General features: G+C 69.8%; 27 protein-coding genes and 1 pseudogene. 16 read left to right on the top strand and 12 right to left on the bottom strand.

Going from position 1 to position 23,685, the window contains the following annotated elements:
• Positions 1–3: 3 nt before the first annotated feature.
• Positions 4–702: pseudogene (locus tag AC2YG9_RS05560) on the top strand (enoyl-CoA hydratase/isomerase family protein); the annotation flags it as partial.
• Here the strand turns inward: AC2YG9_RS05560 and AC2YG9_RS05555 are convergent.
• The gene (locus AC2YG9_RS05555; protein ID WP_487296951.1) at positions 656–2,281 is read right to left on the bottom strand and encodes a pseudouridine synthase; all 1,626 of its coding nucleotides are present in this window, start codon (positions 2,279–2,281) and stop codon (positions 656–658) included. The pseudogene AC2YG9_RS05560 and the gene AC2YG9_RS05555 overlap by 47 nt on opposite strands.
• 59 nt (positions 2,282–2,340) lie before the next feature.
• Here AC2YG9_RS05555 and tadA point away from each other — a divergent pair, with 59 nt between their 5' ends.
• The 3 genes from tadA (at position 2,341) to AC2YG9_RS05540 (ending at position 4,103) form a co-directional block, all read left to right on the top strand.
• Positions 2,341–2,820, top strand: a complete 480-nt coding sequence (gene tadA, locus AC2YG9_RS05550) for a tRNA adenosine(34) deaminase TadA (RefSeq protein ID WP_487296950.1) — start codon at positions 2,341–2,343, stop codon at positions 2,818–2,820.
• Entirely contained in the window at positions 2,817–3,569 is a 753-nt protein-coding gene (locus AC2YG9_RS05545; RefSeq protein ID WP_487296949.1) for an AraC family transcriptional regulator, read from the top strand. Before tadA ends, AC2YG9_RS05545 begins: the two co-directional genes overlap by 4 nt.
• 69 nt (positions 3,570–3,638) lie before the next feature.
• Positions 3,639–4,103 (top strand): DUF6265 family protein, encoded by a 465-nt coding sequence (locus AC2YG9_RS05540; RefSeq protein ID WP_487296948.1) that lies wholly within the window; start codon positions 3,639–3,641, stop codon positions 4,101–4,103.
• On the opposite strand, the gene AC2YG9_RS05535 is transcribed toward AC2YG9_RS05540, so the two are convergent.
• Positions 4,100–4,693 (bottom strand): GNAT family N-acetyltransferase, encoded by a 594-nt coding sequence (locus tag AC2YG9_RS05535; RefSeq protein ID WP_487296947.1) that lies wholly within the window; start codon positions 4,691–4,693, stop codon positions 4,100–4,102. The genes AC2YG9_RS05540 and AC2YG9_RS05535 overlap by 4 nt on opposite strands.
• A gap of 35 nt (positions 4,694–4,728) precedes the next feature.
• Positions 4,729–5,640, bottom strand: a complete 912-nt coding sequence (locus tag AC2YG9_RS05530; RefSeq protein ID WP_487296946.1) for a hypothetical protein — start codon at positions 5,638–5,640, stop codon at positions 4,729–4,731.
• Between the two features lie 237 nt (positions 5,641–5,877).
• Between AC2YG9_RS05530 and AC2YG9_RS05525 the strand changes: the two genes are divergently transcribed.
• Positions 5,878–6,504 carry a dioxygenase family protein gene (locus tag AC2YG9_RS05525; protein WP_487296945.1) on the top strand — a complete coding sequence of 209 codons (627 nt, stop codon included), beginning with the start codon at positions 5,878–5,880 and terminating at the stop codon, positions 6,502–6,504.
• Here AC2YG9_RS05525 and AC2YG9_RS05520 read toward each other — a convergent pair.
• Positions 6,501–7,199 (bottom strand): anti-sigma factor family protein, encoded by a 699-nt coding sequence (locus AC2YG9_RS05520; RefSeq protein ID WP_487296944.1) that lies wholly within the window; start codon positions 7,197–7,199, stop codon positions 6,501–6,503. The genes AC2YG9_RS05525 and AC2YG9_RS05520 overlap by 4 nt on opposite strands.
• Positions 7,196–7,696, bottom strand: a complete 501-nt coding sequence (locus AC2YG9_RS05515) for a sigma-70 family RNA polymerase sigma factor (protein ID WP_487296943.1) — start codon at positions 7,694–7,696, stop codon at positions 7,196–7,198. The genes AC2YG9_RS05520 and AC2YG9_RS05515 overlap by 4 nt, the downstream gene beginning before the upstream one ends.
• A 131-nt stretch (positions 7,697–7,827) precedes the next feature.
• Here AC2YG9_RS05515 and AC2YG9_RS05510 point away from each other — a divergent pair, with 131 nt between their 5' ends.
• From AC2YG9_RS05510 to AC2YG9_RS05475, 8 genes are all read left to right on the top strand, one after another.
• The gene (locus AC2YG9_RS05510) at positions 7,828–9,189 is read left to right on the top strand and encodes a S8 family serine peptidase (RefSeq protein ID WP_487296942.1); all 1,362 of its coding nucleotides are present in this window, start codon (positions 7,828–7,830) and stop codon (positions 9,187–9,189) included.
• A 118-nt stretch (positions 9,190–9,307) separates the two neighbouring features.
• Positions 9,308–9,976, top strand: coding sequence for a hypothetical protein (locus AC2YG9_RS05505; protein WP_487296941.1), 669 nt, complete (start codon positions 9,308–9,310; stop codon positions 9,974–9,976).
• A gap of 77 nt (positions 9,977–10,053) precedes the next feature.
• Positions 10,054–10,248 (top strand): hypothetical protein, encoded by a 195-nt coding sequence (locus AC2YG9_RS05500; RefSeq protein ID WP_487296940.1) that lies wholly within the window; start codon positions 10,054–10,056, stop codon positions 10,246–10,248.
• 54 nt (positions 10,249–10,302) lie between these two features.
• Positions 10,303–11,274 (top strand): ABC transporter ATP-binding protein, encoded by a 972-nt coding sequence (locus AC2YG9_RS05495; protein WP_487296939.1) that lies wholly within the window; start codon positions 10,303–10,305, stop codon positions 11,272–11,274.
• A complete protein-coding gene (locus tag AC2YG9_RS05490; RefSeq protein ID WP_487296938.1) occupies positions 11,271–12,467 on the top strand; it encodes an ABC transporter permease in 1,197 nt (398 codons plus the stop codon). Before AC2YG9_RS05495 ends, AC2YG9_RS05490 begins: the two co-directional genes overlap by 4 nt.
• Positions 12,468–12,477: 10 nt before the next feature.
• Positions 12,478–12,750, top strand: a complete 273-nt coding sequence (locus tag AC2YG9_RS05485; protein WP_487296937.1) for a phosphopantetheine-binding protein — start codon at positions 12,478–12,480, stop codon at positions 12,748–12,750.
• Positions 12,747–13,892 carry a beta-ketoacyl synthase N-terminal-like domain-containing protein gene (locus tag AC2YG9_RS05480; RefSeq protein WP_487296936.1) on the top strand — a complete coding sequence of 382 codons (1,146 nt, stop codon included), beginning with the start codon at positions 12,747–12,749 and terminating at the stop codon, positions 13,890–13,892. Before AC2YG9_RS05485 ends, AC2YG9_RS05480 begins: the two co-directional genes overlap by 4 nt.
• A complete protein-coding gene (locus AC2YG9_RS05475; RefSeq protein WP_487296935.1) occupies positions 13,885–14,733 on the top strand; it encodes an RNA-binding protein in 849 nt (282 codons plus the stop codon). The genes AC2YG9_RS05480 and AC2YG9_RS05475 overlap by 8 nt, the downstream gene beginning before the upstream one ends.
• Here AC2YG9_RS05475 and darH read toward each other — a convergent pair.
• The 5 genes from darH to AC2YG9_RS05450 all read right to left on the bottom strand — a co-directional run bounded on the left by darH (position 14,730) and on the right by AC2YG9_RS05450 (position 18,644).
• Entirely contained in the window at positions 14,730–15,719 is a 990-nt protein-coding gene (gene darH, locus AC2YG9_RS05470) for a BtrH-related acyltransferase DarH (RefSeq protein ID WP_487296934.1), read from the bottom strand. The genes AC2YG9_RS05475 and darH overlap by 4 nt on opposite strands.
• A 1-nt stretch (position 15,720) precedes the next feature.
• Positions 15,721–16,125 carry a DarG family dialkylresorcinol biosynthesis protein gene (locus AC2YG9_RS05465; RefSeq protein WP_487296933.1) on the bottom strand — a complete coding sequence of 135 codons (405 nt, stop codon included), beginning with the start codon at positions 16,123–16,125 and terminating at the stop codon, positions 15,721–15,723.
• Positions 16,125–17,273, bottom strand: a complete 1,149-nt coding sequence (locus AC2YG9_RS05460) for a beta-ketoacyl-ACP synthase III (RefSeq protein WP_487296932.1) — start codon at positions 17,271–17,273, stop codon at positions 16,125–16,127. The genes AC2YG9_RS05465 and AC2YG9_RS05460 overlap by 1 nt, the downstream gene beginning before the upstream one ends.
• Positions 17,270–18,220: a flavodoxin family protein gene (locus AC2YG9_RS05455; RefSeq protein ID WP_487296931.1), complete on the bottom strand. Its 951-nt coding sequence runs from the start codon at positions 18,218–18,220 to the stop codon at positions 17,270–17,272. The genes AC2YG9_RS05460 and AC2YG9_RS05455 overlap by 4 nt, the downstream gene beginning before the upstream one ends.
• A gap of 130 nt (positions 18,221–18,350) precedes the next feature.
• The gene (locus AC2YG9_RS05450; protein WP_487296930.1) at positions 18,351–18,644 is read right to left on the bottom strand and encodes an ApeI family dehydratase; all 294 of its coding nucleotides are present in this window, start codon (positions 18,642–18,644) and stop codon (positions 18,351–18,353) included.
• Positions 18,645–18,710: 66 nt separating this feature from the next.
• On the opposite strand from AC2YG9_RS05450, the gene AC2YG9_RS05445 reads away from it, so the two are divergent.
• Positions 18,711–19,133 (top strand): hotdog family protein, encoded by a 423-nt coding sequence (locus AC2YG9_RS05445; RefSeq protein WP_487296929.1) that lies wholly within the window; start codon positions 18,711–18,713, stop codon positions 19,131–19,133.
• A gap of 5 nt (positions 19,134–19,138) precedes the next feature.
• On the opposite strand, the gene AC2YG9_RS05440 is transcribed toward AC2YG9_RS05445, so the two are convergent.
• A complete protein-coding gene (locus AC2YG9_RS05440) occupies positions 19,139–19,651 on the bottom strand; it encodes a group I truncated hemoglobin (protein WP_487296928.1) in 513 nt (170 codons plus the stop codon).
• A gap of 4 nt (positions 19,652–19,655) precedes the next feature.
• On the bottom strand, positions 19,656–20,549 hold the full coding sequence (locus AC2YG9_RS05435; protein WP_487296927.1) for a DUF3034 family protein: 894 nt from the start codon (positions 20,547–20,549) through the stop codon (positions 19,656–19,658).
• Positions 20,550–20,818: 269 nt separating this feature from the next.
• Between AC2YG9_RS05435 and AC2YG9_RS05430 the strand changes: the two genes are divergently transcribed.
• Together AC2YG9_RS05430 and AC2YG9_RS05425 are read left to right on the top strand one after the other, a co-directional pair.
• Positions 20,819–21,346: a cupredoxin domain-containing protein gene (locus tag AC2YG9_RS05430; RefSeq protein ID WP_487296926.1), complete on the top strand. Its 528-nt coding sequence runs from the start codon at positions 20,819–20,821 to the stop codon at positions 21,344–21,346.
• Positions 21,346–23,667, top strand: coding sequence for a putative bifunctional diguanylate cyclase/phosphodiesterase (locus AC2YG9_RS05425; RefSeq protein WP_487296925.1), 2,322 nt, complete (start codon positions 21,346–21,348; stop codon positions 23,665–23,667). Before AC2YG9_RS05430 ends, AC2YG9_RS05425 begins: the two co-directional genes overlap by 1 nt.
• Positions 23,668–23,685 lie beyond the last annotated feature (18 nt).

Here is a 23,685-nt window from a genome sequence, read left to right as displayed (position 1 = left end):
GCCATGACCTTCGTCACCACCGCCCGCCACGGCGGCGCGCTCGTCATCACCTTCGCCAACCCGCCGCGCGGGACCATGACCCACGCCGGGGCCGTGGAAACCTACAAGGCGGTCAAGGCCGGCGCCGACGATCCGGCCGTGCGCTGCATCGTCATCACCGGCGGGCTGGAGGGGGTGTTCATCCGCCACTACGACGTCGGCGAACTGTCGGCGGCCAGCAACAGCTTCGCCGAGGCGGCCGCGCCAAGGCCTGCTCCGACCAATCCGGAACCCGGCTACCTCGAACTGGTCGACCTGATCGCCGCCGCGCCAAAGCCGGTGATCGCGGTGATCAACGGCCTGTGCATGGGCGGCGGTTTCGAGCTCAGCCTGGCCTGCGACCTGCGCATTGCCTCACCGGCGGTCGAGGCCATTGGCCTGCCGGAGACCCGGGTCGGCATCTTCCCGGGCGGCGGCGGCACCCAGCGGCTGCCGCGCGTGATCGGCGAGGCCAAGGCGCTGGATATGATCCTGCGCGGCCTCACCGTGACCGGCGAAGAGGCGCACCGCCTCGGCATGGTTCACGAACTGGCCGCCGACCCGCTGGCCCGGGCGCTTCAGATCGCCGCCGAGTTCGAGACCCGGGGCGCCGAAGGCATCGCCTACGCCAAGCGGCTTACCCGCGCCGCTTTGGACCGCCCTTTGACGGAGGGCCTGGCGGACGAGCGCCGGTCGTTTGGCGAGGTCCTGCGGACGGACTCGGCCCGCCAGGGCCTGGCCGCTTCGGCCCGGCCGGGGGTCCGGATCGAGCAGGTTTAGCGCCGGGCTTGGCCTTGCCGGCCGGGGCCGGCCGCGTGGACGGCGCCTCGCCGGGGGCGGTGAACCAGTGGCCCTTGGCCTTGCCTTCCAGGTGTCGGCCCAGCGGCTTGGCGGGCTTGTCCGGCTTGCCGGCGAAGGCCCGGGCCGGCTTGTCGCCTGCCTTGTCCCCCGACTTGTCGAACGGCTTACCGGCGACCTTTGCCGCCGGTTTGCCAAACGGCTTGCCGCCCGGGCGCGGACCCTTCTTCGGTCCGTCATCCAGCCCGGCCAGCGCCTTGCGCAGGGCCAGGGCCTTGGCGTCCTCGGCCGCGGCGGCGGCTTCCCGGTCCTTGAAGTGTTGCGGGCGCAGGTCCTTGGGGGCCGGCCGACCGGCGGGCTCCGGCGCCGCCTTGTAGCTCTTCGAAGCCCGGTCGGCGTCGGTCTTGGGCGTGTTGGCCCGGAAGGTGACGGGTTTGACCTCGCGCTTGCCCGGCCCGAAATCGGCGACGATTTTCGCCTTCGGCCGCTTGGGCATGACGTGGTTGACCGCCTTCTTCTTCGGCTTGGCCCAGCCGGCCTTGTAGACCGGCTTGTCCGGCTTCTGCTCGGCCAGGACCTTCGAGGTCGAGCCCACGGTGGGGTCGCGCCGCGACTGGGCCTGCGGCGGGGCCTTGTACTGCACGCTGGCGCCGGTCGGCAGGTTGGCCGGGTCGATGTGCTCGGCCAGCAGCTCGCGGATCACCCGGGGGCCGACCTCCTCGACGAAGCCCGGCGCCAGCGTCCCCAGCGAGAAAGGCCCGTAGGCCAGTCGGATCAGGCGGTTGACCTTCAGCCCGATGGCTTCCAGCACCCGGCGCACTTCGCGGTTCTTGCCCTCGGCCAGGGTGACGGTGATCCAGCAGTTGGACCCGGTCACCTTGTCCAGCTTGGCCTCGATGGCCCCGTAGCGGACGCCCTCGACGGTGATGCCGTCCTTCAGCCGGTCCAGCTTGGCCTGGCTGGCCTCGCCGAAGGCGCGGGCCCGGTAGATCCGCTTCCAGCCGGTGGAGGGCAGTTCCAGCGCCCGGGTCAGGCCGCCATCGTTGGTCAGCAGCAGCAGGCCCTCGGACGCCAGGTCGAGACGGCCGACCGAGATCAGGCGCGGCAGGCCCGGCGGCAGGGCGCTGAACACCGTCGGCCGGCCCTTGGGGTCGGCGTGGGTGGTCACCAGCCCGACCGGCTTGTGATAGCGGAACACCCGCGTGGCCTCGGCCCCGGCGATCACTTCGCCGTCGACCGTCAGAATGTCATCGGGTTCGACCTTGATGGCCGGGGTGGTCAGCAAGAGGCCGTTGATCGCCACCCGCCCGGCCTCGATCAGCCGCTCGACCTCGCGCCGCGAGCCGACGCCGGCCCGGGCCAGCACCTTGGCCACCCGGTCATGGCCCTCGCTCTCGGCGCCTTCCGCGACCTTGTCGCTGGCGTCGTAGGGCATGGGCTCGTCTTCGTAGTCTTCCGCAGCCATGTTCGCCGCTCCATAGTAGGACTTGGGCCGTCTCCCGACGGTCGGACCCGCCCCATAGCATGAACGCCGCCCCTTTGCTCCCCTCTGACGAATCGCTGATGCGGCTGGCCCTGGAACAAGCCCGGGCGGCGGCCGAAGCCGGCGAGACCCCTGTGGGCGCCGTGATCATGGATCCGGCCACCGGCCACATCGTCAGCGTCGGCGCAAACCACCCCATCGGCGGCCACGACCCGACCGCCCATGCCGAGATCGCCGCCCTTCGCGCCGCTGCGGCCAAGCTCGGCAACTACCGCCTGACCGACCTGACCCTGGTCGTCACCCTGGAGCCCTGCGCCATGTGCGCCGGGGCCATCAGCCACGCCCGCATCGGCCGTGTCGTCTTCGGGGCCGAGGACCCCAAGGGCGGCGCCGTCGTCCACGGCCCGCGCTTCTTCGAAGGCGCCACCTGCCACTGGCGCCCGACGGTGACCAGCGGTGTCCTGGCCGAGGAAAGCGCCGAGCTGCTGCGCGGCTTCTTCCGGGCGCGTCGGGCGAAGTGATCCCGAGATACGAAGAATTCGCCCCGCGCGCCGACCTCGCGGCCCACGTCCGCTGCGTCTGGCTGTTCGAGGGTGGGGCCGAGGAAGAGGACCAGCGCATCGCCCCGGACGGCTGCAGCGAGCTGATCGTCCACTTCGGCCAGCCTTATCTGGAGCGTGCGCCCGACGGCGCCGCCCTGCGCCAGGCGCGGGTCGTCTTCGCCGGCCAGCTGACCCGCCCCCTGCACCTGCGCGCCGACGGCCCGGCCGGGGTCATCGGCGTGCGCTTCCACCCGGCCGGCCCCTACGGCTACCTCGGCGAGGCCGCCAGCCGCTACACCGACCGGCGCACGCCGCTGGTCATCGACCTGGACCTCGCGGGCCTGGACGAAACCGCCCGCCTCGCCGCCGTCCAGGACCATGTCGCCGCCCGTATCGCCGCCAACCCGGCCCCGCGCGACCTCGCCGTCGAGGCCGCCGTCGCCCGCCTTCAGGCCGGCCAGCCGGTCGAGGCCAGCCGCGACCTTCAACGCCGCTTCGCCCGCATCGTCGGCGTGCCGCCCCGCATGCTGGCCGCCATCCTCCGCTTCCGCTCGGTGTTTGACGCCCTCAGCGAACCGGGCGTCACCAACTGGACCGACGCCGCCCAGGCCGCGGGCTATTTCGACCACCCCCAGCTGGCCCGTGACTTCCGCCGCTTCGTCGGCTGCACGCCGTCACAATTCCTCAGCGCCCAGGCCGGCCTCGCCGCCAGCCTGGTCGAGGCCTGACCTGTCGTTTCGATACAAGCCGCCCGTCGCGACGCCGTGCTGTATGACTCCAGACAACGGAGACACCCGATGAAAGCCCTCGCCGCCCTGGCCGCCGGCCTGACCCTCACCCTCGCTGTCCCGGCCCTCACGGCCGAGCGCGCCGGCCTCGCCGACCTCGCCTGGCTGACCGGCCAATGGCGGGCCGAGCCGGGCGACGGTTCGGTCGTCACCGAAACCTGGCTGGCCGCCGACGGCGGGGCGATGCCGGGCGTCGGCCGCACCGTCGCCAAGGGCAGGGCCCAGGTCGAGTTCATGCGCCTGGACGAGAAGGACGGCACGGTCGCCTTCACCGCCATCGTCGGCCGCCAGCCGCCCGTGACCTTCCCCCTGACGTCGGCGACCGCCGATGAATGGGTGTTCGAGAACCTGCAACACGACTTCCCGCAACGGGTCATCCTGCGCCGCTGCAAGGCCGGCTACTGCCCGTCCATCGAGGGCATGATGAACGGCAAGCTGGAGCGGATGGACTGGACCTACAGCCGGGTGAACTAGGCGGGGAAGGTCGACCGCAGCCGGAAGTCCAGCCGGTCGCGCACAGCCGGCCAGTCGAAGTCGCAGATCGACAGAACCACCGTGTCCCGCACATGCCCGGTCCAGGTGATCTTGTGGTTGCGCATCGTGCCCTCGCGGGTGGCGCCCAGCTTCTCGACCGCCGCCTGGCTGCGGGCGTTGCGCTCATCGATCATGAACTCGACCCGCACGGCCCCGGCGTCGAAGGCCTGACCGAGCATGAGGCGTTTGCTCTCCGGGTTCACCGGCCCCGACCGCACGTCGGGATGCAGGAAGGTGGCGCCGATCTCGACGCCCTTGTGCAGCCGGCGAATGTTGAGGAAGGAGCTGGTGCCGACCACCCGCTTGTCGCTCAGCCGCCGGATCGCATAGCCGATCCGCTCGCCGCGCTCGGTCTCACCCTTCAGCGCGCCCCACCAGTCGTCGAAGCCCTCGCCGCAGCCGTTGACCGACATGATCTCCCAGGCCTCGGGATCACAGTCGACGGCGCCGCGCAGCTCGTCCTTGTGCTCGGCGGTGATCGGTTCCAGCCGCACGTAGCGGCCCTTGAGCAGTTTGCCTTTGAGATTCATCCGGCCATGGTGGCAGGGCCGGCGGCGCTTGTGAACTACCGCCCCTCGGCCGCCTTCACGACGCAGGTCCCGGTGTCGAGCAGGGCGTGCTGGCCGACGCAGTAGACGTCCTCATAGTTGGGGCCGGCGACCGACAGGCACATGTGGAAGTTCAGCTTGGCCATCTTCAGGCAGGAGCCGCTGCGCTCATCGCGCAGCAGGGCCAGGGATTGCGGCGTATCGAGCGTCTCACCGAGCACGATGCGGGCGGCCAGCGCCAGGCCGTTGACGACCACCGGGCTGACCCGGGCGTCCCAGCCCTGGCCCTGGGGCTGCGGACGGCTGACGGCCTTGATCAGCAGGGCGGCGTCTGCGTCGCTGGGCTGGACGGTGCGTGCCAGGGCCTTGGCCTCGGCCAGGCGGCGCGGGGCGTTAGGAATCGCCGTCTTCGACCAGGGCTGGTGCTGCAGGTCGTAGGAGGCCTGCTTGACCGACTTGCCGGAGGCCAGCACGGCCTCGCCCTGGGCCTTCAGGGCGGCCTCGGCCGCGGCGCCGGCCTGCGGCGCGCCGGGCAGGTTGATGATGCCGCTCGGATCGCGGTTCAGCAGCGTCAGCACCTGGTCGCGGCCGTACTGGGCTTCCATGGCCTTGATCGAGGCGACGAAGGTTTCGTCCTGCAGGGCGGTGAAGGCGGCGTAGACCACCATCCCCTGCTGCAGCTGCTGGGGATCGTAGGCGGCGGCCCGCTTGACCGCGTCGGCGACCCCGGCGGCGTTGCGGAACTGGCCGTTGAGGCCTGAGACATCGCTCATGTAGCGGTGGAACACCGCCGCCGACCCGGCCGCGACGGTCGGCGTCACCGCCACCGAGCCCAGTTCCCAACCGCCCTCGGCTCCCGCCGCCCCCGCAGCCAGGGGCGCGGCCAGCAAGGCGACAGCGGCCACCGCCGCAATTCTCTTCACGCTCATGACAAACCCTCCGACCGGGGTATCAGGCGGCAGGGTAGCTTTCAGAATGTTAAAGGGGTGCGGTTATTTCAGGCCTAACGATACAGCGCGCCAGTATGTCGCGGGAAATCTGATGGATGCGAAGTAATTGTCGACTGGACGACAGTTATCGCTCCGGACGGCCCGTGCCGCCTCGGGCAGGCGACAAATCTGAAAGAACGTGGGTATGTTCGCGGACCTGTTCCTGGGGGACTGCAGATGACCATTCGACCTCTTTCGCGGCGGGCTTTCGCCGCCGCCGCCGCCGCGGCCGTCGCCGGCGGCTCCACCGCCCTGGCCGCTGATCCCGAGGGCACCTGGACCTCGATGCTCGGGCCCTTCTATCCGGTCGAGAAGCCGCCCGAGCAGGACTTCGACATGACCTGGATGAAGGGTCACAAGGAGCGGGCGCTGGGCAATGTCATTGAACTGACCGGCCGGGTGCTGGATCGCCACGGCAAGCCGATGCGAGGGGCCCGGCTGGAGGTCTGGCAGGCCAACGCCGCCGGCCGCTACGCCCACGCCAACGACATCAGCACCGCGCCGCTCGACCCGAACTTCCAGGGCTACTGCCTGCTGACCACCGGCAATGACGGGGAGTGGCGCCTCCGGACCATCAAGCCGGCGGCCTACGACTCGCCCATCGGCCTGCGCACGCCGCACATCCATTTCGACATCCAGGGCCGGGCCCATCGGCTCAGCGCCCAGATGTACTTCCCGGAAGAGGGCGGGCTGAACGCCAAGGACCCGCTGTACAAGGAACTGGGTCCCGGGGCGCCGACCTCGACGGCCATGGCGGCGGGCGACGGGGCCTACCGTTGGGACGTCGTCCTGATGGACGGCTAGCGCCAGCCGGCGGCCAGCGCCTTCTTCTCCTGTTCGGCGTCGAGCGCCTCGCCGGCGATCAGCTCATCCACCCGGGTCAGCACCGGGCCCGGCGTGGCGCTGGCGGCCTGGCGGAATTCCGTGCCGGGGGTGGCCGGCTGCCGGGCGGCGACCTCGACCTGCCAGCCCTCGCCCTCGCGGCAGGCCAGGCCGGCCATCTTCCGGGCGGCGAAGGTCCGGCAGTAGCGGCCGGACTGGTCCTTGAAGGTCAGGCCGATGGCGACCTCGCCCCTGGCGTCGTTGCTGGCCTGGACGGTCAGGGCCCTGGCCAGGTCGCCGCGCGCCATCATGCCGGCCCCGATCGGGCCGCCGGGCGCCAGTTCGCGTCCGAACAGCATCACCGCCACCACCAGGGTGGCGGCCATGGCGCCCCACCAGGCGTAACTTCGCAGGGGTTTGCTTCGTTCGGGCAAGGAGACGACGTTGCTCGGAACCGGCTGCACCAGCCCGGTGAGCGCCGCCGGCAGCGGCTCATCGATCACGGGCGCATAGGCGGCCCGCACCCGGTCAGCCAGGGCGGCATGGGCCTCCAGCCGGTCGACCAGGACCGGGTCTTCGCCGAGGGCGGCGTCCACGGTGGCCATGCCGGCCTCGTCCAGTTCGCCGTCGAGATAGGCGATCAGCATCTCGTCACTGATGTGTGGCTCGCGGGTCATCCGGCCTCCTCCAGCTGGGCCATCAGACCCATGCGGCCGCGCGCCACCCGGCTGGCCACGGTGCCGGCCGGGACCTCCATGACCTCGGCGGCCTCGGCGTAGGACAGGCCCTCGACCAGCACCAGGGCGACGGCCAGCCGCTGGTCGTCGGGCAGCCGGGCCATGGCCTGGCCGACGGCAAAGGCGTCGTCGCGCTCGGCGGGCGCGGGAACTGTCGGATCGGCCACCCGCTCGCCCGCCTCGGGGGCGTCGAACAGCCGGGCCTTGCGGCCCCGGCTGCGGGTCTCGTCGATCCAGGCGTTCTTCATGATGCGCATGGTCCAGCTGTCCAGTCTCGTGCCGGCGACCCATTGAGCCCGCCGCGCCAGAGCCCGCTCGACAGCGATCTGGCACAGGTCGTCCGCGTCGGCCGACGACCGGGCCAACGCCCGCGCGAATCGGCGCAGGCGCGGCAGAAGATCGACGATCCCGCGCTCGAACGGGTCCAAGAAGTTCACCTCTTCACGGATGAAACGACGACCACCGGACGTTTCTTCCCCAGGAAAAGAGATATCCTGTCGCCCGATCCCGCAACCCCGATCGCCATTGGACGTTGCGGGTTTTGGCCGGCGGTATGGAGGCGACCGCGATGGAACCCAGTTTCGACGCCCGACGCGGGCGCCGCCTGATCGGTGCGCTGGCGCTCGTTCTGGCATTGGCCGGGCCGGCGGCGGCCCAGCTGCCCTCCCTGCCGGGTGGTGGCGGCGGGCTTCCGGGCGGTGGACTGCCCGGCGGCGGCCTGCCCTCAACCAGCGACGTCGGCGACCGGGTGCGCGGCGCCGTGGACGGGGTCGACGGATCGGTCGATCGCCTGAGCGACATCACCGGACAGCGGGCCGAGGCCCTCAAGGACCTGATCCGCCGCAATCCCCGCGAGATAGAAACCGATGACCGGGGAGGCCCGGTCGTGCGCGGCCAGATTCTGGCCGTTGCCCCCAGCGCAGCCTCCATGGCGGCGGCCCAGGCGGCGGGTTTCGCCATCCTGCGGCGCGAGACCCTCGAGGGCGGGCTGGAGATGATCATCCTGTCGCCGCCATCGCGCCTCAACGCCCGCCAGGCCCTCAAGCGGCTGCGCAAGGCCGATCCGGCCGGGGACTATGATTTCAACCACATCTACTCAGGGGCCGGCGAGACCATGCCGCTGCCCGCCGTGACCGCCGCCGCGCCGGTCGTCGCCGCCGGCTTTCAGGGGGGTGGCGCGGGCGTGCGCATCGGGTTGATCGACACCGGCGTCGATGTGCGCCACCCGGCCCTCGCCGCGGCCCGCGTCGAGCAGCGCGCCTTCGCCCCCGGCGGCATCCGGCCGGCCGCTCACGGCACGGCCGCCGCCTCCCTGCTGGCGGGTCAGTCGGGTGGCTTTCGCGGCGCCGCGCCGGGGGCGACGGTCCTGGCGGCGGACGTCTATGGAACCGGCCCGACCGGCGGCTCGGCCGACGCCGTGGCCCGGGCTCTGGGGTGGATGGACGGTTCGGGCGTCGCGGTGGTCAACATCAGCCTGGTCGGTCCCCGCAACGCCCTGGTCGGGGCCATGGTCCGCCGTCTGAGCGCCCGGGGCGTGCTGCTGGTCGCCGCCGTCGGCAACGATGGCCCGGCCGCCCCACCCCTCTATCCCGCTGCCTGGCCGGAGGTGATCTCGGTGACCGGCGTCGACCGCCGCGACCGGGTATTGCCCGAGGCCTGCCGGGGGACCCACATCGACTTCTCCGCCCCGGGCTCTGACATGGTCGCCGCCCGGCCCGGCGGGGGGTTCTCAGGCATGCGCGGCACCTCCTTCGCCGCCCCGCTGGTCGCCGGGCGGCTGGCCGTCCTGCGGCGCGGCCGCAGCCCTGCTCAGGCGGTGGCTGCCCTGGGGGCCGAGGCGCGGGATCTGGGTCCGCGCGGACCGGACCGCATCTATGGCCGGGGGCTGGTGGCGAGCGAGTTGCGGATGTCCCCGCCGGCCCGCCGCTGAGAGAAAATCGGGACCTGACGGAAGAAACCTCGGCCGCCCGTCGTTGGAACCTTCGAGAGGCCTGGCGGCTTTGCTGCGCCAGGCCTCAAGTCGAACAGACTCTCGAAGGAGAAACGCCATGAAAACCACCTTCCTCTGCGCGGCCGCGGCCTGCGCCTTGTTCGCCGCCGGTTCGGCCAATGCCCAGGTTCTGGGTGGCTCGGGCGGCCTGGGCGGTTCGGTCGGCGGCAGCGTCGGCGGTGTGACCGGCTCGGCTGGCGGCTCGCTCACCGGCAGTGGCGGCGCGGACCTCGGCGGCGTGCGCGACCGGGTCGGCGACACCACTCAGCGCGCCACCGACGCGGCCCAGGCCCGCGCGGAACGGGCCAGGGCCCGGGCTGAAAAGGCCGCCGCCAAGGCCCGCCGCGAGGCTGCCGCCGAAGCCAGCGGCTCGGCCAGCGGCAATGTCGATGGCCGTGGCGCCTCCGGTTCAGCCTCCGGCATGCTCGGGACGTCGAAAGGTTCGGCGGGCGCCAGCGGTTCCGGCTCGGTCGGCGTTGATCGCGCCGCCGCCGCCCGCGACGTCGGCCAGGCTCGCGGCCAGGCGGCCCGCCTCGCCGGCGAAACCCGTGGCGATGCCGCCCGAGCCGCCGGTCAGGCCCGCGGCAAGGCCGCCTACGCCGCCAGCCGCGCCCAGGGCGAAGCCCGCAAGGCCGGCAGCGTGAATGTCGGCGGCTCGGCCAGCGCCGAGGCCAAGGCCAAAAAGGAACGCCGCGCCACCGAGAGCGAAGTTCCGCAGGAGAACTGAGCCCCGAGAGCCAAGCCAAAGCCGGGATGTCCGCGCCTCCCTCCGGAGGCGCGGCGTCCCGGTCCGGCCCGAACGCCATGCAGACCTACATCTTCCACCTCACCCGCAGCGGCGCCCCGGAGCCTGACGTCCTGGCGGTGACCGTGTCCGGCGATGCCCGGGCGCGGGAGCTGGCCGGGGAAATCCTGCGCCGCAGCCCCGACCATCTCGCCATCGAGGTCTGGTTCGAGGGCCTGCCTGTCTTTGGCCTTCCCACGAAAGATGCGACATAGTTTTGCGGTGACGCGGCGCCACCCCTGCGCTAAGCCCGGAGCGGGGGACGATGCGTGTCTGGTGAAGCCAACAGTCCGACGAAAGACGATCCGGCCATCCTGGTCCGGGGCCTGTCGCATCGCTATCCGCGCGCCGCTCGCGAGGCCCTGAGCGGCATCGACCTCGCAATCGAACGCGGCAGCTGCTTTGGCCTGCTGGGTCCGAACGGGGCCGGCAAGAGCACGCTGATCTCGCTGATGACCGGCATGATCGCCCCGCAATCGGGCGAGATCCTCGTCGAGGGCGTATCGGCGGCAAAGGATCCGGGCGCCCTGCGCCGGGCCGGGGCCCTGGCCCCGCAAGACTTCGCCTTCTATCCAGCCCTCAGCGGCGCCGATAACCTCGAATACTTCGCCGGTCTCTATCGCATCCCCAAGGCAGACTGGCCGGCCCGGCGTGCGGCCGCCGTCGCCGCCACCGACCTCGCGGGGTGGCTCGACAAGCCGGCCGAGACCTACAGCGGCGGCCTCAAGCGGCGGCTGAACCTGGCCATCGCCCTGATCAACGCGCCACGCATCCTCTATCTCGATGAACCCACCGTCGGCATCGACGCCCGCTCCCGCCAGACCATCCTGGAGGTCATCAAGGTCCTCAAGAGCCAGGGCGTGACCATCGTCTACACCTCCCACTACATGGAGGAGGTCGAGCAGCTCTGCGACGCCGTCGCCGTCATCGACCATGGCAAGCTGGTCCTCCAGGGCAGGACAACCGAACTGCTGACCGAGGCCGCCGCCCGCCGTCTGACTGTCACCCTGGCGGCGCCGGCCACCGCCAAGGCCAGGACGGCGCTCAAGGGGTTGGCCGCCGACTGGTCGGTTGAAGGCCGCGTCGATCTCGATCTCGCCGGCCAGGGCGACCTGCCGGCCGTACTCGAAAAGCTGCAGGCCGCCGGCCTCAAGGTGTCCCGCGCCGAATACGGCGTCAGCCGGTTGGAGACCCTGTACCTGGGCCTGCTCGACCAGGCGGCGGCGGAGGAGACGGCGTGAACCCGCTCTTCGCCACTATCGTCAAGGAACTGCGGTTGTTGCGCCGCGACCTGCATGGCCTGGCCCTGCTGTTCATCCTGCCGCTGGTCTTCATCCTGATCATGTCGCTGGCCTTGCAGGACCTGTTCGCCTCGCGCGGCGGCCATCTGGCCGACGTGTTGCTGGTCGATCATGACGGCACGCCGAAGTCGAAATTGCTGCAGGAGACTTTGGCGAAAAACGAGGCTTTCGGCATAAAGCGCCAACCCGCGCCAAAGGACATCAAACAAGCCCTCAAGGACGGCGGCTACGCCTTCGCCATCGAGATCCGCAAGGGCTACGGCGCCAGCCTCGAAGGCCAGCCCAACCCAAAGGCGCCGACCCTGCTGGCCGTCACCGTCGCCCCCGACACCGACAAGCGCACTGAAAAACTCATGCTGGCCGCGCTGGGCGAAGCGACCGGTATGCAGCGCACCGAACAGCTGATCGGCTTCCTGCCGACCGAGGACCCCTTCGGCTATCCCATCGATCCGCCAAAGGTCGAGGCCCCGAAGATCGACCTCGCCTATGCCTACGCGGCGGCCAAGCCCGAGGCATCGCCCTCGGCCGTGCAGCAGAGCGTGCCGGCCTGGCTGGTGTTCGCCATCTTCTTCGTTTCCATCCCCTTCTCGAACACCTTCATCCGAGAGCGGCAGTTGGGGGTGCAGAAACGCCTGGCAACCATCGACATCGGCCCGATGACCCAGTTCCTCGGCAAGCTGATCCCCTACTTCCTGGTCAACCAGGTGCAGGTGGTGCTGATGCTGGCGGCGGGGATGTTCCTCGTCCCCCTGCTCGGCGGCCAGGCGCTGCAACTCAATGGCAGCCCCTTTGCTCTGGTCCTGCTGTCGGCGGCGGTCAGCCTGGCGGCGCTCGGCCTCGCCCTGCTCATCGCCGTGACCGCCCGGACCAGCGAGCAGGCGACGATGGCCTCTGGCCTCGGCGCCATCGTCCTGGCCGCGCTCGGCGGGATCATGATCCCCAAGTTCGTCATGCCGCCGGGCATGCAGGCCATCGCAGACCTCTCGCCCATGGCCTGGGGGCTGGACGGCTTCCTCGGGTTGTTGCTACGCGGGGGAGGGGTGGGGGACATCTGGCCGGAGCTCGCCAAGCTCACCGGATTTGGCCTCGCCACCCTGGGCGCGGCCTGGCTCGTCCATCGGTATCAGAAGTAGGGTTTCTTCCATGTCCGACCGCGCGCAAATGCTGGCCGACCTCAAGGCGATGATCGTGCGCGAGTGCGACAAGGAAGAGATGGACCCCAATGACATCGGCGACGACGAACGCCTGATCGGCGGCGACCTCGACCTCGACAGTCTCGACGCCCTGCAGATCAGCATGGCGGTGAAAGAGAACTACGGCGTCCGCATCGAAGGCGGTCCCGACGCCCGCAAGGCCCTGGCCAGCATCAATGCCCTGGCCGACTTCATCGAGGCCGAGCGAAGCAAAAAGGGATGAGGCGCGCCTGGTTCCACGGGGCCGGGCTGCACACCTCGCTGGGCGCCACCCTCGCTGAAAATCTGGATGCCCTGCCCGCCGGCCCGCCGCCGCCGGGGATCACCGCCGTGCCGCTCGGCGAGACGGTCGAGGCGGTTCCGAGCATGCTGCTCCGCAACCTGCCCCTTGAGGACGTCGAGACCCGCCTGTGGCGCGCCCTGGAGCCGGTCGTTGAGGCGGCGCTGGCGGCCTCGGACCTGACGCCGGCCCAGCGCGTGCGCACGGCCCTCTTCCTCGGCACCTCCAGCCTCGACATCTCGGTGACCGAGGCCATCTATGCCCGCGACCTCAAGGCCGATCCCACCGCCCACCCCCTGATGACCAACGCCGCCATGGGCGGCCTCGCCGAAGCCATCGCCCGGCGGTTCGGCCTGCGGGGGCCCGACTACACGATCAACACCGCCTGCACCTCCAGCGCCAACGCCCTGATCTACGCCGACGCCATGATCCGCGAGGGGCTGATCGACCACGCCCTGATCATCGGGCTGGAGATCTTCAACGTCATTACCGCCCTGGGCTTCCAGAGCCTGGCCCTGCTGGCCCCCAACGGCATGCGCCCGTTCGACGCCCAGCGCGCCGGGCTGGTGCTGGGCGAAGGCGTCTGCGCCCTCGTCGTCGGCGCCACGCCCGGGCCGTCCGGCTTCCACCTGCGGGCCGGCGCCAACCTCTGCGACACCCACGGCGTCTCGGCCGCCAACCCCGACGGCTCGACCGTCGCGGCGGTCATGCAGCAGGCCCTCGACGCCGCCGGCCTGCAGGCCTCCGACATCCTGGCGGTCAAGGCGCATGGCACTGCCAGCCTGCTCAACGACGAGGCCGAGGCGGCCGGCATGCACCGGGTCTTCCCCGTCGTGCCGCCGATGCTGGCCATGAAGCCCTTCATCGGCCACACCTTCGGGGCCTGCGGCCTGGGCGAGATGCTGCTGGTCTGCGGCGCCATCGAACGGGGCCACCTGCCGCCGCTGCCCGGCATCAGCGCCGAGCCCGGCGAACTGGGCCTGATGCTCAACCAGACCTGGGCGCCGGTCGGGCGCGGCGCCTTCCTGCTCAACTACTTCGGCTTTGGCGGCAACAACACCAGTCTGGTGGTGGCCAATGACTGAGGCCCGCATCGCCGGAATCGGCGACTACCTGAGCGAGGAAGGTGGCGACCTCACCGACCTCAAGCCGATCCTGAAGGCCGACCTCGGCCAGCCGGTCCGCCGCATCGGCCGCTTCATCTCGCTGGCCCTGATCGGCGCCGCCCGCTGTCTGGCGGGCAAGACGCCGCCGGCCGACACGGCGGTCTACTTCACCACCGGCAGCGGCGACTTCGAGGTCACCGTCGAGGTCATGGAGCATCTGTTCCGCGACGGTTTCCCGCCCAAGCCGCTGAGCTTCATCAACACCGTCAGCAACGCCGCCTGCTTCTATGTCGCCAAGTCGTTCGGCCTGTCCGGCCGCTCGACCTGCGTTGGCAACCGCGCTTTCGGCTTCGAGACGGCGCTGCAACTGGCCCTGCTCGACCTGAAGACCGGCGCCGCGACCTCGGCCTTGATCGGCTCCGCCGACATCGTGCTCGAACCCATCGCCATCCACCGCCAGCGCCTCGGCCAGGCCCCGGACGCCCCCATCGGCGAGGCCGCCCACTGGCTGTGGCTGACGGGTGGCGGAGAAGGCGGCGCGCTGCCTGGCTGCCGCTTCTTCGCCAGCCGCGACGACATCATGGCCTGGATTGCCGGTTTCGATCCGGCCACCACCGTGCTGGGTCTCGGAGAGGGTCTCGAGGGCGACCGCTTCGGCCTGATCCGAACCTTCGACTACCGCGCCGGGCGGCCCTACTACGACAGCCGCACCGCCGCCGCGCCGTCAGCCTTCCTGGCCCAGGCCAAGGCCGGCGAGACGATGCTTCACGTTTCGACCGATGGCGCCGGCCGCTTCGCGGCCTTCACGGTCGCCGCCTAGATCCCCTTCAGCCCCTGCCACATCGCCAGTTCCTTGTCGGCGATGGTGTTGAGGATGCCGTCCAGCTCCCTGATGTCCAGCTTCTGGCGGCCGCGGGCCATCTTGGTGGCGACCAGGGCGAACTTGCGCCAGGTGTCGCCGGCATCGGTCAGGGCGTCCGAAGCTTCCTTCAGCCGGTCGTTGCCGAGGATCTTGCCGCTCTCCTGCAGGAAGCTGGCGTAGAGGAAGCGGAAGCCCGCCCCGCCGGTGCCGATCTCTTCCTGCATGCGAACGATGTGGCCCAGGTACTGCGGCAACTTTGTTTCCGCATCCGGCCCGGCCGCCACCTTGGCGATGTTCTTGCCCAGGAACCGGATGCCCTTGACCCCGATGATCGGCAGCGGCGCCCCGACCATGATCCGCCGGTTCATCCGCACCGCCTTGGGCACGGCGGTGGCGTAGTCGATCTCCGTGGGCGTCCCCTCGGGGTAGTACATCATCCCCTTGGCGGCCATGGCGCCTTTGGCGAACCGCGCCTTCTGCAGCGAGGCCGAATCACAGCGCACCGTCTGTTCGAAGATCGGGTCGCTGATCAGGTAGTCGTCGCCGTCCCGCCCGAAAACCACCAGGTTGTGGGCGTTGAAGTGGAAGCGCATGTCCTCCGGGAAGTAGGGCAGCCAGTAGACGCAGGTCTGCAGCCCGACCGCATGGCCCTTGTCCAGCTGCGCGTCCAGCGCCGCCTTGCCGGCCGCCGGATCGCTGAAGGTCTGGCGCTTCCAGTTCATGCCCAGCTGCTTGGCCACGCCCTTGATGATGTGGCCGGGCGGCATGCGGTAGGCGATCAGCGGCATGCCGGCCATCTTGATCATCGGCATGTAGGCGAAGGTCAGGGCCGAGGAGAGGCCAAAGGCCATCGGCTCGTTCATGGCCAGGCCGCCATGGCTGACCATGTTGGCGACCACGCCGCTCTCGCAGTGGGCCGACTGGCGGTGGGCGAAGTCGGTCATGTCAGGGGGCGTCCGGAAGGGTGCGCAGGCTGGCGAGGGGGATGTCCATGACCTCGGCGTAGCGGGCCAGGATGGCGTCCGACAGGCCGGCGAAGACCTTCGGCTTGAAGTGGCGGTTGACCCGCCAGGCCCACAGGCCCGTGGTCGCCGCCAGGGTCGCCGGCTCCATGCGCCGGGCGTACATCCAGTAGACCAGGGGGCTCACCTTGCCGGCCCTGGCGTCGGCGAAGGCCTGATCGCGCAGGCGGTTCAGTTCATCCACGGCCTGGACGGTGGCGAAGGTTTCGGGCTCCCAGCCGGCGGAATTGACCTCGGTGTACTCGCCGCTGTCGTCGACCGCGTACAGCAGCTTCCTGGTGCCGCCGTAGGTGCGGGCCGTTTCCTGCGGAACCTCGTCCTTCTTCATCAGGCCACCGTCAGGTGCATGAACCCGCTGGAGAATCGGCCGCTCTCGGGGATCCAGCACAGCAGCCGCTGGCCGGGCTCCAGGTCGCCGCTCTGGGCCAGCTCGTCGATCATGATGAACATCGAGGCCGCACCGGTGTTGCCGCGCGTCGTCAGGTTGGTGAACCAGCGGTCCTGCGGCACGTCGAAACCCGCCACCTGCATGCCGGCGTGGACCTTGTCGCGGAAGTACTCGCTCGAATAGTGCGGCAGGAACCAGTCGATGTCGTCGGCCCGCAGCTGGTACTTCTGAACGATCCCGGGCAAGGGCTTTTCGACCGTGTAGTGGATGACGTGCTCGTTCAGCAGGCGCACGTCCTGCTTGATCGACATCACCGAGTCGTTCTCGCGTTCCTTGGGACTCATCGCCGACCAGCCGGTGATGGTGCCGTCGGCGTTCTTTGAGGCGCCGGCGTACATGCAGGTCTCCATGTCGCCGGCGTAGGAGAAGGTCTCGATCCAGTCGATGCGCAGGTTGGTCGCCCCCTCGCGCGGCTTGTCCTGCAGCAGGAAGGCGCCGGCCCCGTCGCTGAGCATCCAGCGCAGGAAGTCCTTCTCGAAGGCGATCTCCGGGCTCTTCTCCAGCTCGTCGACCTTGCTCTCGATCTCGGCGCTGAAGTTGCTGGCCGACAGGACCGGCGAGGGGCAGTCCGAGCCGGTGGCCACCGCGTTGTTGTGCAGCCCCCCGGCGACGGTGACGTAGGCGTACTTCAGCGCCGTGATGCCCGACAGGCAGACGCCGCTGGTGGCGATCACCTCACAGGCCGGCAGGCCCAGCTCGCCCTGCACCATGGCCGCATGGTTGGGCATCACCTGGTCGGGGATCGAGGTGCCGCAGGCCAGGAGGTCGACGTCCGGCAGGGTCACGGTCTGGCCCAGACGCCGCACGGCCGCGGCGGTCAGCTGGGCGTTGTTGTGGGTCGCCTGGCCGGTGGCCGGATCGATGGCGTAGTGGCGGCTCTTGATGCCGTTGCTGCGCAGGATGGTGCGGCGGGCGCGGCTGGGGCGGCCGCCGGCCTGACCCAGGACCGACTCCATCTCGTCGTTGAGGACGGGCTCGTTGGGCAGGAACGACGCCGTGCCTGTGATGTAGACGCTGCGGATGGTCATTGGGCGGCTCCCAGCAAGGCGCGGCCTTCGCCCGAGGGCTCGGCGTAATAGGCGCGCTGACGGGCGATACGCTCCCGCGCCAGGGGTTTGATCAGACTCTTGATGACCGCCAGCAGCGGCACCACGGTGCAGATCAGGGTGAACAGGAAGGCGACGTAGATCACCAGCACGACGCCACGAACGGGATTGCCTGGCTTGCCGCAGGCGCGCAGCAGCCGGCCCCAGATCAGGAAGCTCTTGCGGGCGACTTTTTCCGAACTCATCAGCCCCTCGAAGATCGACACCGCGCCAAGGTCGCTCAGCATCGGCGACACGTCGCCCTTCGAACGGGTGGGCAGTTTCGCCGCGATGGCCTCGCCGAAGCGGGCGCAGCCGGCGATGTCCTCCTGGCTGACGCCGGCCTCGGGGACCACGCCGCCGAGGAAGGGTCCCTTCTTGCCGGTCAGCATCCAGGCCGGGGTCGAGATGAAGGTGAAGGCGCTGTGGGCGCTGTCGGTCAGCACCACATTGTCGATCAGGTGCGCGCCGAGCGCGCTCAGCTGCTCCTTCATCCGCTCCTGCGCCGACAGCCACATGTTGCGGCAGCCGATGACGGTGATGACCGGCTTGCCGGCCAGCAGGGTCTTCGCCTCGGGGCTCTGCAGGAAGGCGGTGATCGGCTTGGACGGCGACAGGAACCACACCGAATAGCCGAGGATCACCAGGTCGAACTCGGTGTTGGCCGGCAGCACCGGCGGCTTGATCGGGTCGACGTCCTCGTAAACCGTCTCGGGGAAGGTGTTGAAAAAGAAGCCCGCCGGCCAGGGGAAGGGATAGGGCGTCACCGGCTCTATGGGCAGCCAGGTCACCTCGATATCCGGCGCGGCTTCGAGCGGCGCCACGGTCGAGCGAAGAATGTCGCTCAACTGCCCCGTCTGCGAATAGTGGACGACAAGCACCCGCTTCATCGATACGCCCCGACTTCCCCCAAAATCACTCCTTCGTTCCATAGGCGAAACCGCGCCCGTCTGGCAACGAAACGCTGAGCGAATTTCGTCGGTTAGCAGAGGGATTCGGCGGGCGCCGTTTCCTTGGGCGTCAACCGGCCGCCAGGGTCAGCCGCCCATCGATCAGCGGCTCGCCGGCCACGCTGGCCTTGACGGCGATTCCGTCGGCCTTGGCCTCGCCGAACGCCACCTGGACGGTTTCGCCGGGGCGCAGCAGGCGCAGGAACTTCATCCGCCGCACGCCGGTGCAGGTTCTGCCCGGATGGGTCTCAGCCAGGGCGCCGATGAGATGCTCGAGCACGACCACGCCGGGGACCACCGGATTGCCGGGGAAATGGCCGGGCAGGGCGGGATGGTCGGGGTTGATCGTGAAGGCGGAAGTCATCAGGGTCGCTGCAGATTCGTTTCTCCCTTTTCGCCCGTGACGCCGCCGATGTCGAACCTCCCGCCCATGGACAAGGCCGCGATCGCCAGGGCGATCCCGCACGCCGGGGCGATGAATCTGCTGGAGACGGTGATCGGCGGCGGTCCCGACTGGATCAGCTGCTCCGCGGTCAGCCACCGCGACCCGGCCAACCCCCTGCGCCATGACGGCCGCCTGCCGGCCAGCGCGGCGGCCGAATACGCCTCCCAGGCCATCGCCCTGCACGCCCAGCTGACCGGGATCGAGAAGGAACCCCGCCGGGGCTTCCTGGCCGTGGTCAACAACCTGACCTGGACGCGCGACCGGCTGGACGACGTCGCCGGTGACCTCGAAGTTCGAGCCGAACAGCTTGCCGCCACGGGCGCGGCCCTGCAGTACGCCATCACCGTTATCGGCGACGGCCAGATCCTGGTCATGGGCGAACTGATGGTGGCCCTGGAACGGGCCTGACGGCCCTACTTCGCCACGATATCCCGCTTCATCGGCGCCAGCTTCGCCAGGAAGCGGTTCTGCATCCCAAACGGCACGCCTTCCTTGTCCATGGCCTTCTGCAGGAGCTCGACCAGGGCGCCCATGTCGCCGGGCTTCACCCCCATGTCCTTGTGGGCCGTGGCCATGTCGCGGCCGGTGTAGGCGCAGCCGCCGCCCAGGACGTAGCAGAAGTGTTCGCTGAGGGTCCGCTCGACCCGCGCCCGTTCGAACGGCTTGAAGATCGGCCCCAGCTTCTCGTCGGCATAGGCCAGGTCGAGCAGGGTGGCGACGATCCGGTCCACACCCTCCTTGCCGTGGAAGGCCTCGAACACCTTCGGGTCGGTGATCGGCCCGGTCCCGGCGTTGGCGTCGGAGACGGTGTAGGGATCCACCTTCTCTTCCCCGGGCATGGCCCATGCTTGGGGAGAAGGGGGCTCTTGAGCGGTGGCGGCGCCGGCGGTCATGGCGAAGGCGGCGGCGAGCAGAATGGCTTTCATCGGCTTAGAACCCGGCCTGGAGAGAGATGTAGAACCCGCGCTGGTCCTTGAAGGTGGCGATGTCGCCAAGGTCGACCCAGGCCGCGGTGACCGACAGGTTCTTGCTGAAGGCGTAGGCGACGAAGACGTCGGCCCAGTCGTCTTCCTTCGCGAAGCCCAGGTTCTCCGGCTTGCTGCGGTACTCGGCCCCGAAGGCCAGCCGCTTGCTGGCCAGCCAGGCGACGCTGCCCTCGAACTGCGGCGTGTAGCCGTCCTCGTTCGGCCCGCCGAAGCCCAGCAGGCCGGCCTGGTTGGCCTTGGTCAGCCGGACCGCGCCGCTCACCACCAGGCTTTTGTCCAGAAGCACCTTGGTGGCCGCCACATAGTAGTCGACGCCCTCGTCGTCCTTGCCGCCGACGGCGCCGATGATCGCGCCCTGGTCATTGCGCTTGTACTGCGCCCCGACCGCGACCTGCGGGTACCAGCGGTCCTGATCGTAGACGGCGTCGCCCAGCACCACGACCTTCACCCCCACCACGTCCTGGCTGAACGTAAAGCCATTGCCGAGACCCAGCTTGCCGCCGGTCGATCCGGTGTCGAATTCCTGCCTGGCGTAGCTGACCTCGACCCGGTCGAAGAGGCCGACCGCCACCCCGTAGGTGCGGAACTCGAAGTCGGGCAGGCTGACAAAGGTGGCATGGGCGTTGCCGCCGACCCCTTCCTCCGAGCCGTACCCGGTCGTCGTGGCCCAGGTCGCCAGGCCGCCGCCGCCGGAGCCCTCGATGGTGCTCACCCCGCCGGTCAGCAGCAGCTTGCCGCCCGTCTCGATGTCCTGGGCGCTCGCCGCCCCGGCCATCAGGCCGAGCGCCAGAACGGCGCCTGCCCCCAAGCCCGAGATGATCTTCATCGTCTGCCCCATGGCCCTACTCAATTCCGGGATTTGGTCGGACACTCGACAAAGATGCTTAAGAGAGTCTTGGCCGCCCCATGACTGCACAAATCGGGGAGGCATACCGGGGGTAGAGCATTCACCCCATTCTAGGCCTTTGGATTTACTGAGTTTTCATGCGGCTCCTGTAGGCAAGCGCCATGCGTGCTCTGCTTCTCGCCCTTCTGGTTGTGCTGTTTCCGGTTTCGGCATGGGCCGGAGATCTGGCGGTTTCCGTAAGGGATTCCTCGGGAAAGCCGGTGTCCAACGCCGTCGTCACCGTCTATCCGGCCAGCGGGACGCCCAAGGGCCCGATCAGGTTCGCCTGGCCGCTGACCGTGGCCCAGCAGAACATCCAGTTCGATCCCTTCGTGCTGGTGGCGCCAGTCGGTGGGGCCGTGTCCTTCCCCAATCGCGACAAGGTTCAGCACCACGTCTATTCGTTTTCGGCCGGCAACAAGTTCGAACTGAAGCTGTTCGGCAAGGACGAGAGCCGCAGCGTGACCTTCAAGGCCGTCGGCGTCGCCGCCATCGGCTGCAACATCCACGACCAGATGGTCGGCTATGTGAAGGTCGTCGACACCCCCTTCGCCATCAAGACCGGGGCCGACGGCGTCGCCAACCTGCGCGGTCTTCCGGCCGGTCAGGCGACCATCCGCGTCTGGCATCCCTGGCTGCGCGCGCCGAAGAACGAGAGTTCGATGGCCTTCGCCCTGCCGGCGACCGGCGTCGCGCGCCCGGCCATCACCGTCGAGATCCGTCGCCCGGCCGGCGGGCACAAACACTGATGATCCGCTTCTCCAGCCTTCGCGGACGTCTGACCGTCCTCTACGCCGGCCTGTTCGGGGTGGCCCTGATGGCCACCGCCGTGGCTGTCACCCTGTCGGTCGGCGGCAACGCCCGCCATCAGGTGGAGAAGGAACTGGCCGCCGGCGGCGCCGTCTTTGACCGCCTCTGGACCCTGAAGGCCAGCCAGCTGGCCGACGGCGCCAAGGTGCTCAGCCGCGACTTCGGCTTCCGCGAGGCCTTCGCCTCGGGTGACGCCCCGACCGTCGAATCGGCCCTGACCAACCTCAAGGACCGTCTCAGCCTCGACCGCGCCTTCATCGTCGCCGCCGACGGGAGCCTGACCGGCGCGCCGGACATCGACCCGAACGCGGCCAACGACCTCTGGTACGCCCTCGACGGCGGCGCGACCTCCGGCGTGCTCCGCATCGGCGACACCGCCTTCCAGGCCGTGGCCGAACCGATCATGGCCCCGCAGCTGGTCGGCTGGGTGGTCTTTGCCGAGAAGCTGGACCGCAAGGAGATGGCCTCGCTGGAAAGCCTGGCCTCCATTCCCCTGTCGGCCACCGTCCTGACGCGCCAGCAGGGCGCAGCCTGGCGATCGACCGACGCTGGCCCCATCGACACCCGTCTCGCCACCTTCGCGATCGGCAAGTCGGCAGAGCCCCGACCCCTGAAGACCGACAAGGGGGAGGCCGTCGCCCTGGCCCGGCCGGTCAAGGTGATGGGCGAGAAGGCCGACGCCGTCCTGGTCCTGCGCTATCCGCTGGACCTGGCCATGGCCCCTTACCGCAGCCTGCTGATCACCCTGGTCTTCGTCGGCCTGCTGGGCCTGGGCCTGTTGATCGCCGGCAGCTGGCTGCTGGCCCGCTCGATCACCCGCCCGATCTCCGCCCTCGACGAGGCGGCCCGCCGCCTGCGTGACGGCGAGGACGCCCATGTCGAGGTTGAGACCGGCGACGAGATCGGCCGCCTGGCCGACAGTTTCAACGCCATGGCCAGCGGCATCCGTGAGCGCGAGGCCCGGATCACCACCCTGGCCCTGACCGACCAGGAGACGGCCATCGCCAACCGCCGTGGCCTGGAAGCCGCCATCAGCCGCGCCGACCCGGCCGGGCTCTACATCGCCGCCATCGGCGTCGATCGCTTCCCGCAGGTTCGGGCCGCTGTCGGCTATCGGCTGGCCGGCGAGATGCTGCGTCGGCTGGCCCTGCGCATGGAGACCCTGCGGCCCGGCGACCTCTGCGCGCGCCTCTCCAGCGAGCGCCTGGCCCTGATGTTCCGCGCCGACAGCCCGGACCAGGCCCTGGCCGCCGTCGAAAAGCTGATCGCGGACCTGGCCAAGCCGGTGCAGCTCGATGGCCAGACCATCGACGTCGGCCTCAGCGGCGGGGTGGCCGCCGTCGCCGACCCGCATCCCGCCGGCCCGGCCGAGCGGGCCAGCATCGCGCTCGACCAGGCCCGCGCCGGCCACAGGTCCGCCGCCGCCTTCGACGCCGAAGCCTATGGCGATCCGGCCTCCAAGCTCAGCCTGATGAGCGAAATGCTGACCGCGCTGGGCAACGGCGAGATCAGCCTGGCCTACCAGCCCAAGCACGACACCCGGGCCGGCGCCGCGACCGGGGTCGAGGCCCTGGTGCGCTGGAACCACCCGACGCGCGGCTTCGTCTCGCCCGACATGTTCGTCGGCCTGGCCGAGGAGACCGGCCACATACGCGCCCTCACCGTCTGGACCCTGGAACAGGCGCTGCGCGACCAGGCCGCCCTGCGCCTGGCCGGCCACGACCTCACGGTCTCGGTCAATCTGTCGGGCCGCATGCTGGCCGACACCGCTTTCGCCATCGAGGCCATCGGCATGGTCGCCGCCGCCCAGGGCCGCATCTGCCTGGAGATCACCGAGACCGCCGTCATCGATCACCCCGAAACGGCGCACCAGATCATCGATCTGTTCCGCACGGCGGGGATCAAGATCTCCATCGACGACTACGGCTCGGGCCTGTCGTCGCTGGCCTATCTCAAGCAGATCCGCGCCGACGAGCTGAAGATCGACAAGGAGTTCATCCTCACCCTCGACCGCAGCGCCCGCGACGCCCTGCTGGTCAAGTCGACGATCGACCTGGCCCACAGCCTCGGCCTGCAGATCGTCGCCGAGGGGGTCGAAACGGCCGAGAGCCTGGCCATCCTCACCTGCATGGGTTGCGACCTGGCCCAGGGCTATTTCATCGCCCGGCCGATGCCGCTGACCAAGGTGGTCGAGTTCCTCGACGAGGCGAAGGCGCTAACCTCTTCGTCGGCGGACCGGCGGCGCGAAAAATCCGCATAAAAATCAACGGTGTGTGGA

It is taken from the genome of Caulobacter sp. SRI_014, assembly GCF_057586315.1.
The sequence above is the reverse complement of the archived record's forward strand: the minus strand, read 5'-3'. Positions and strand labels throughout refer to the sequence as shown.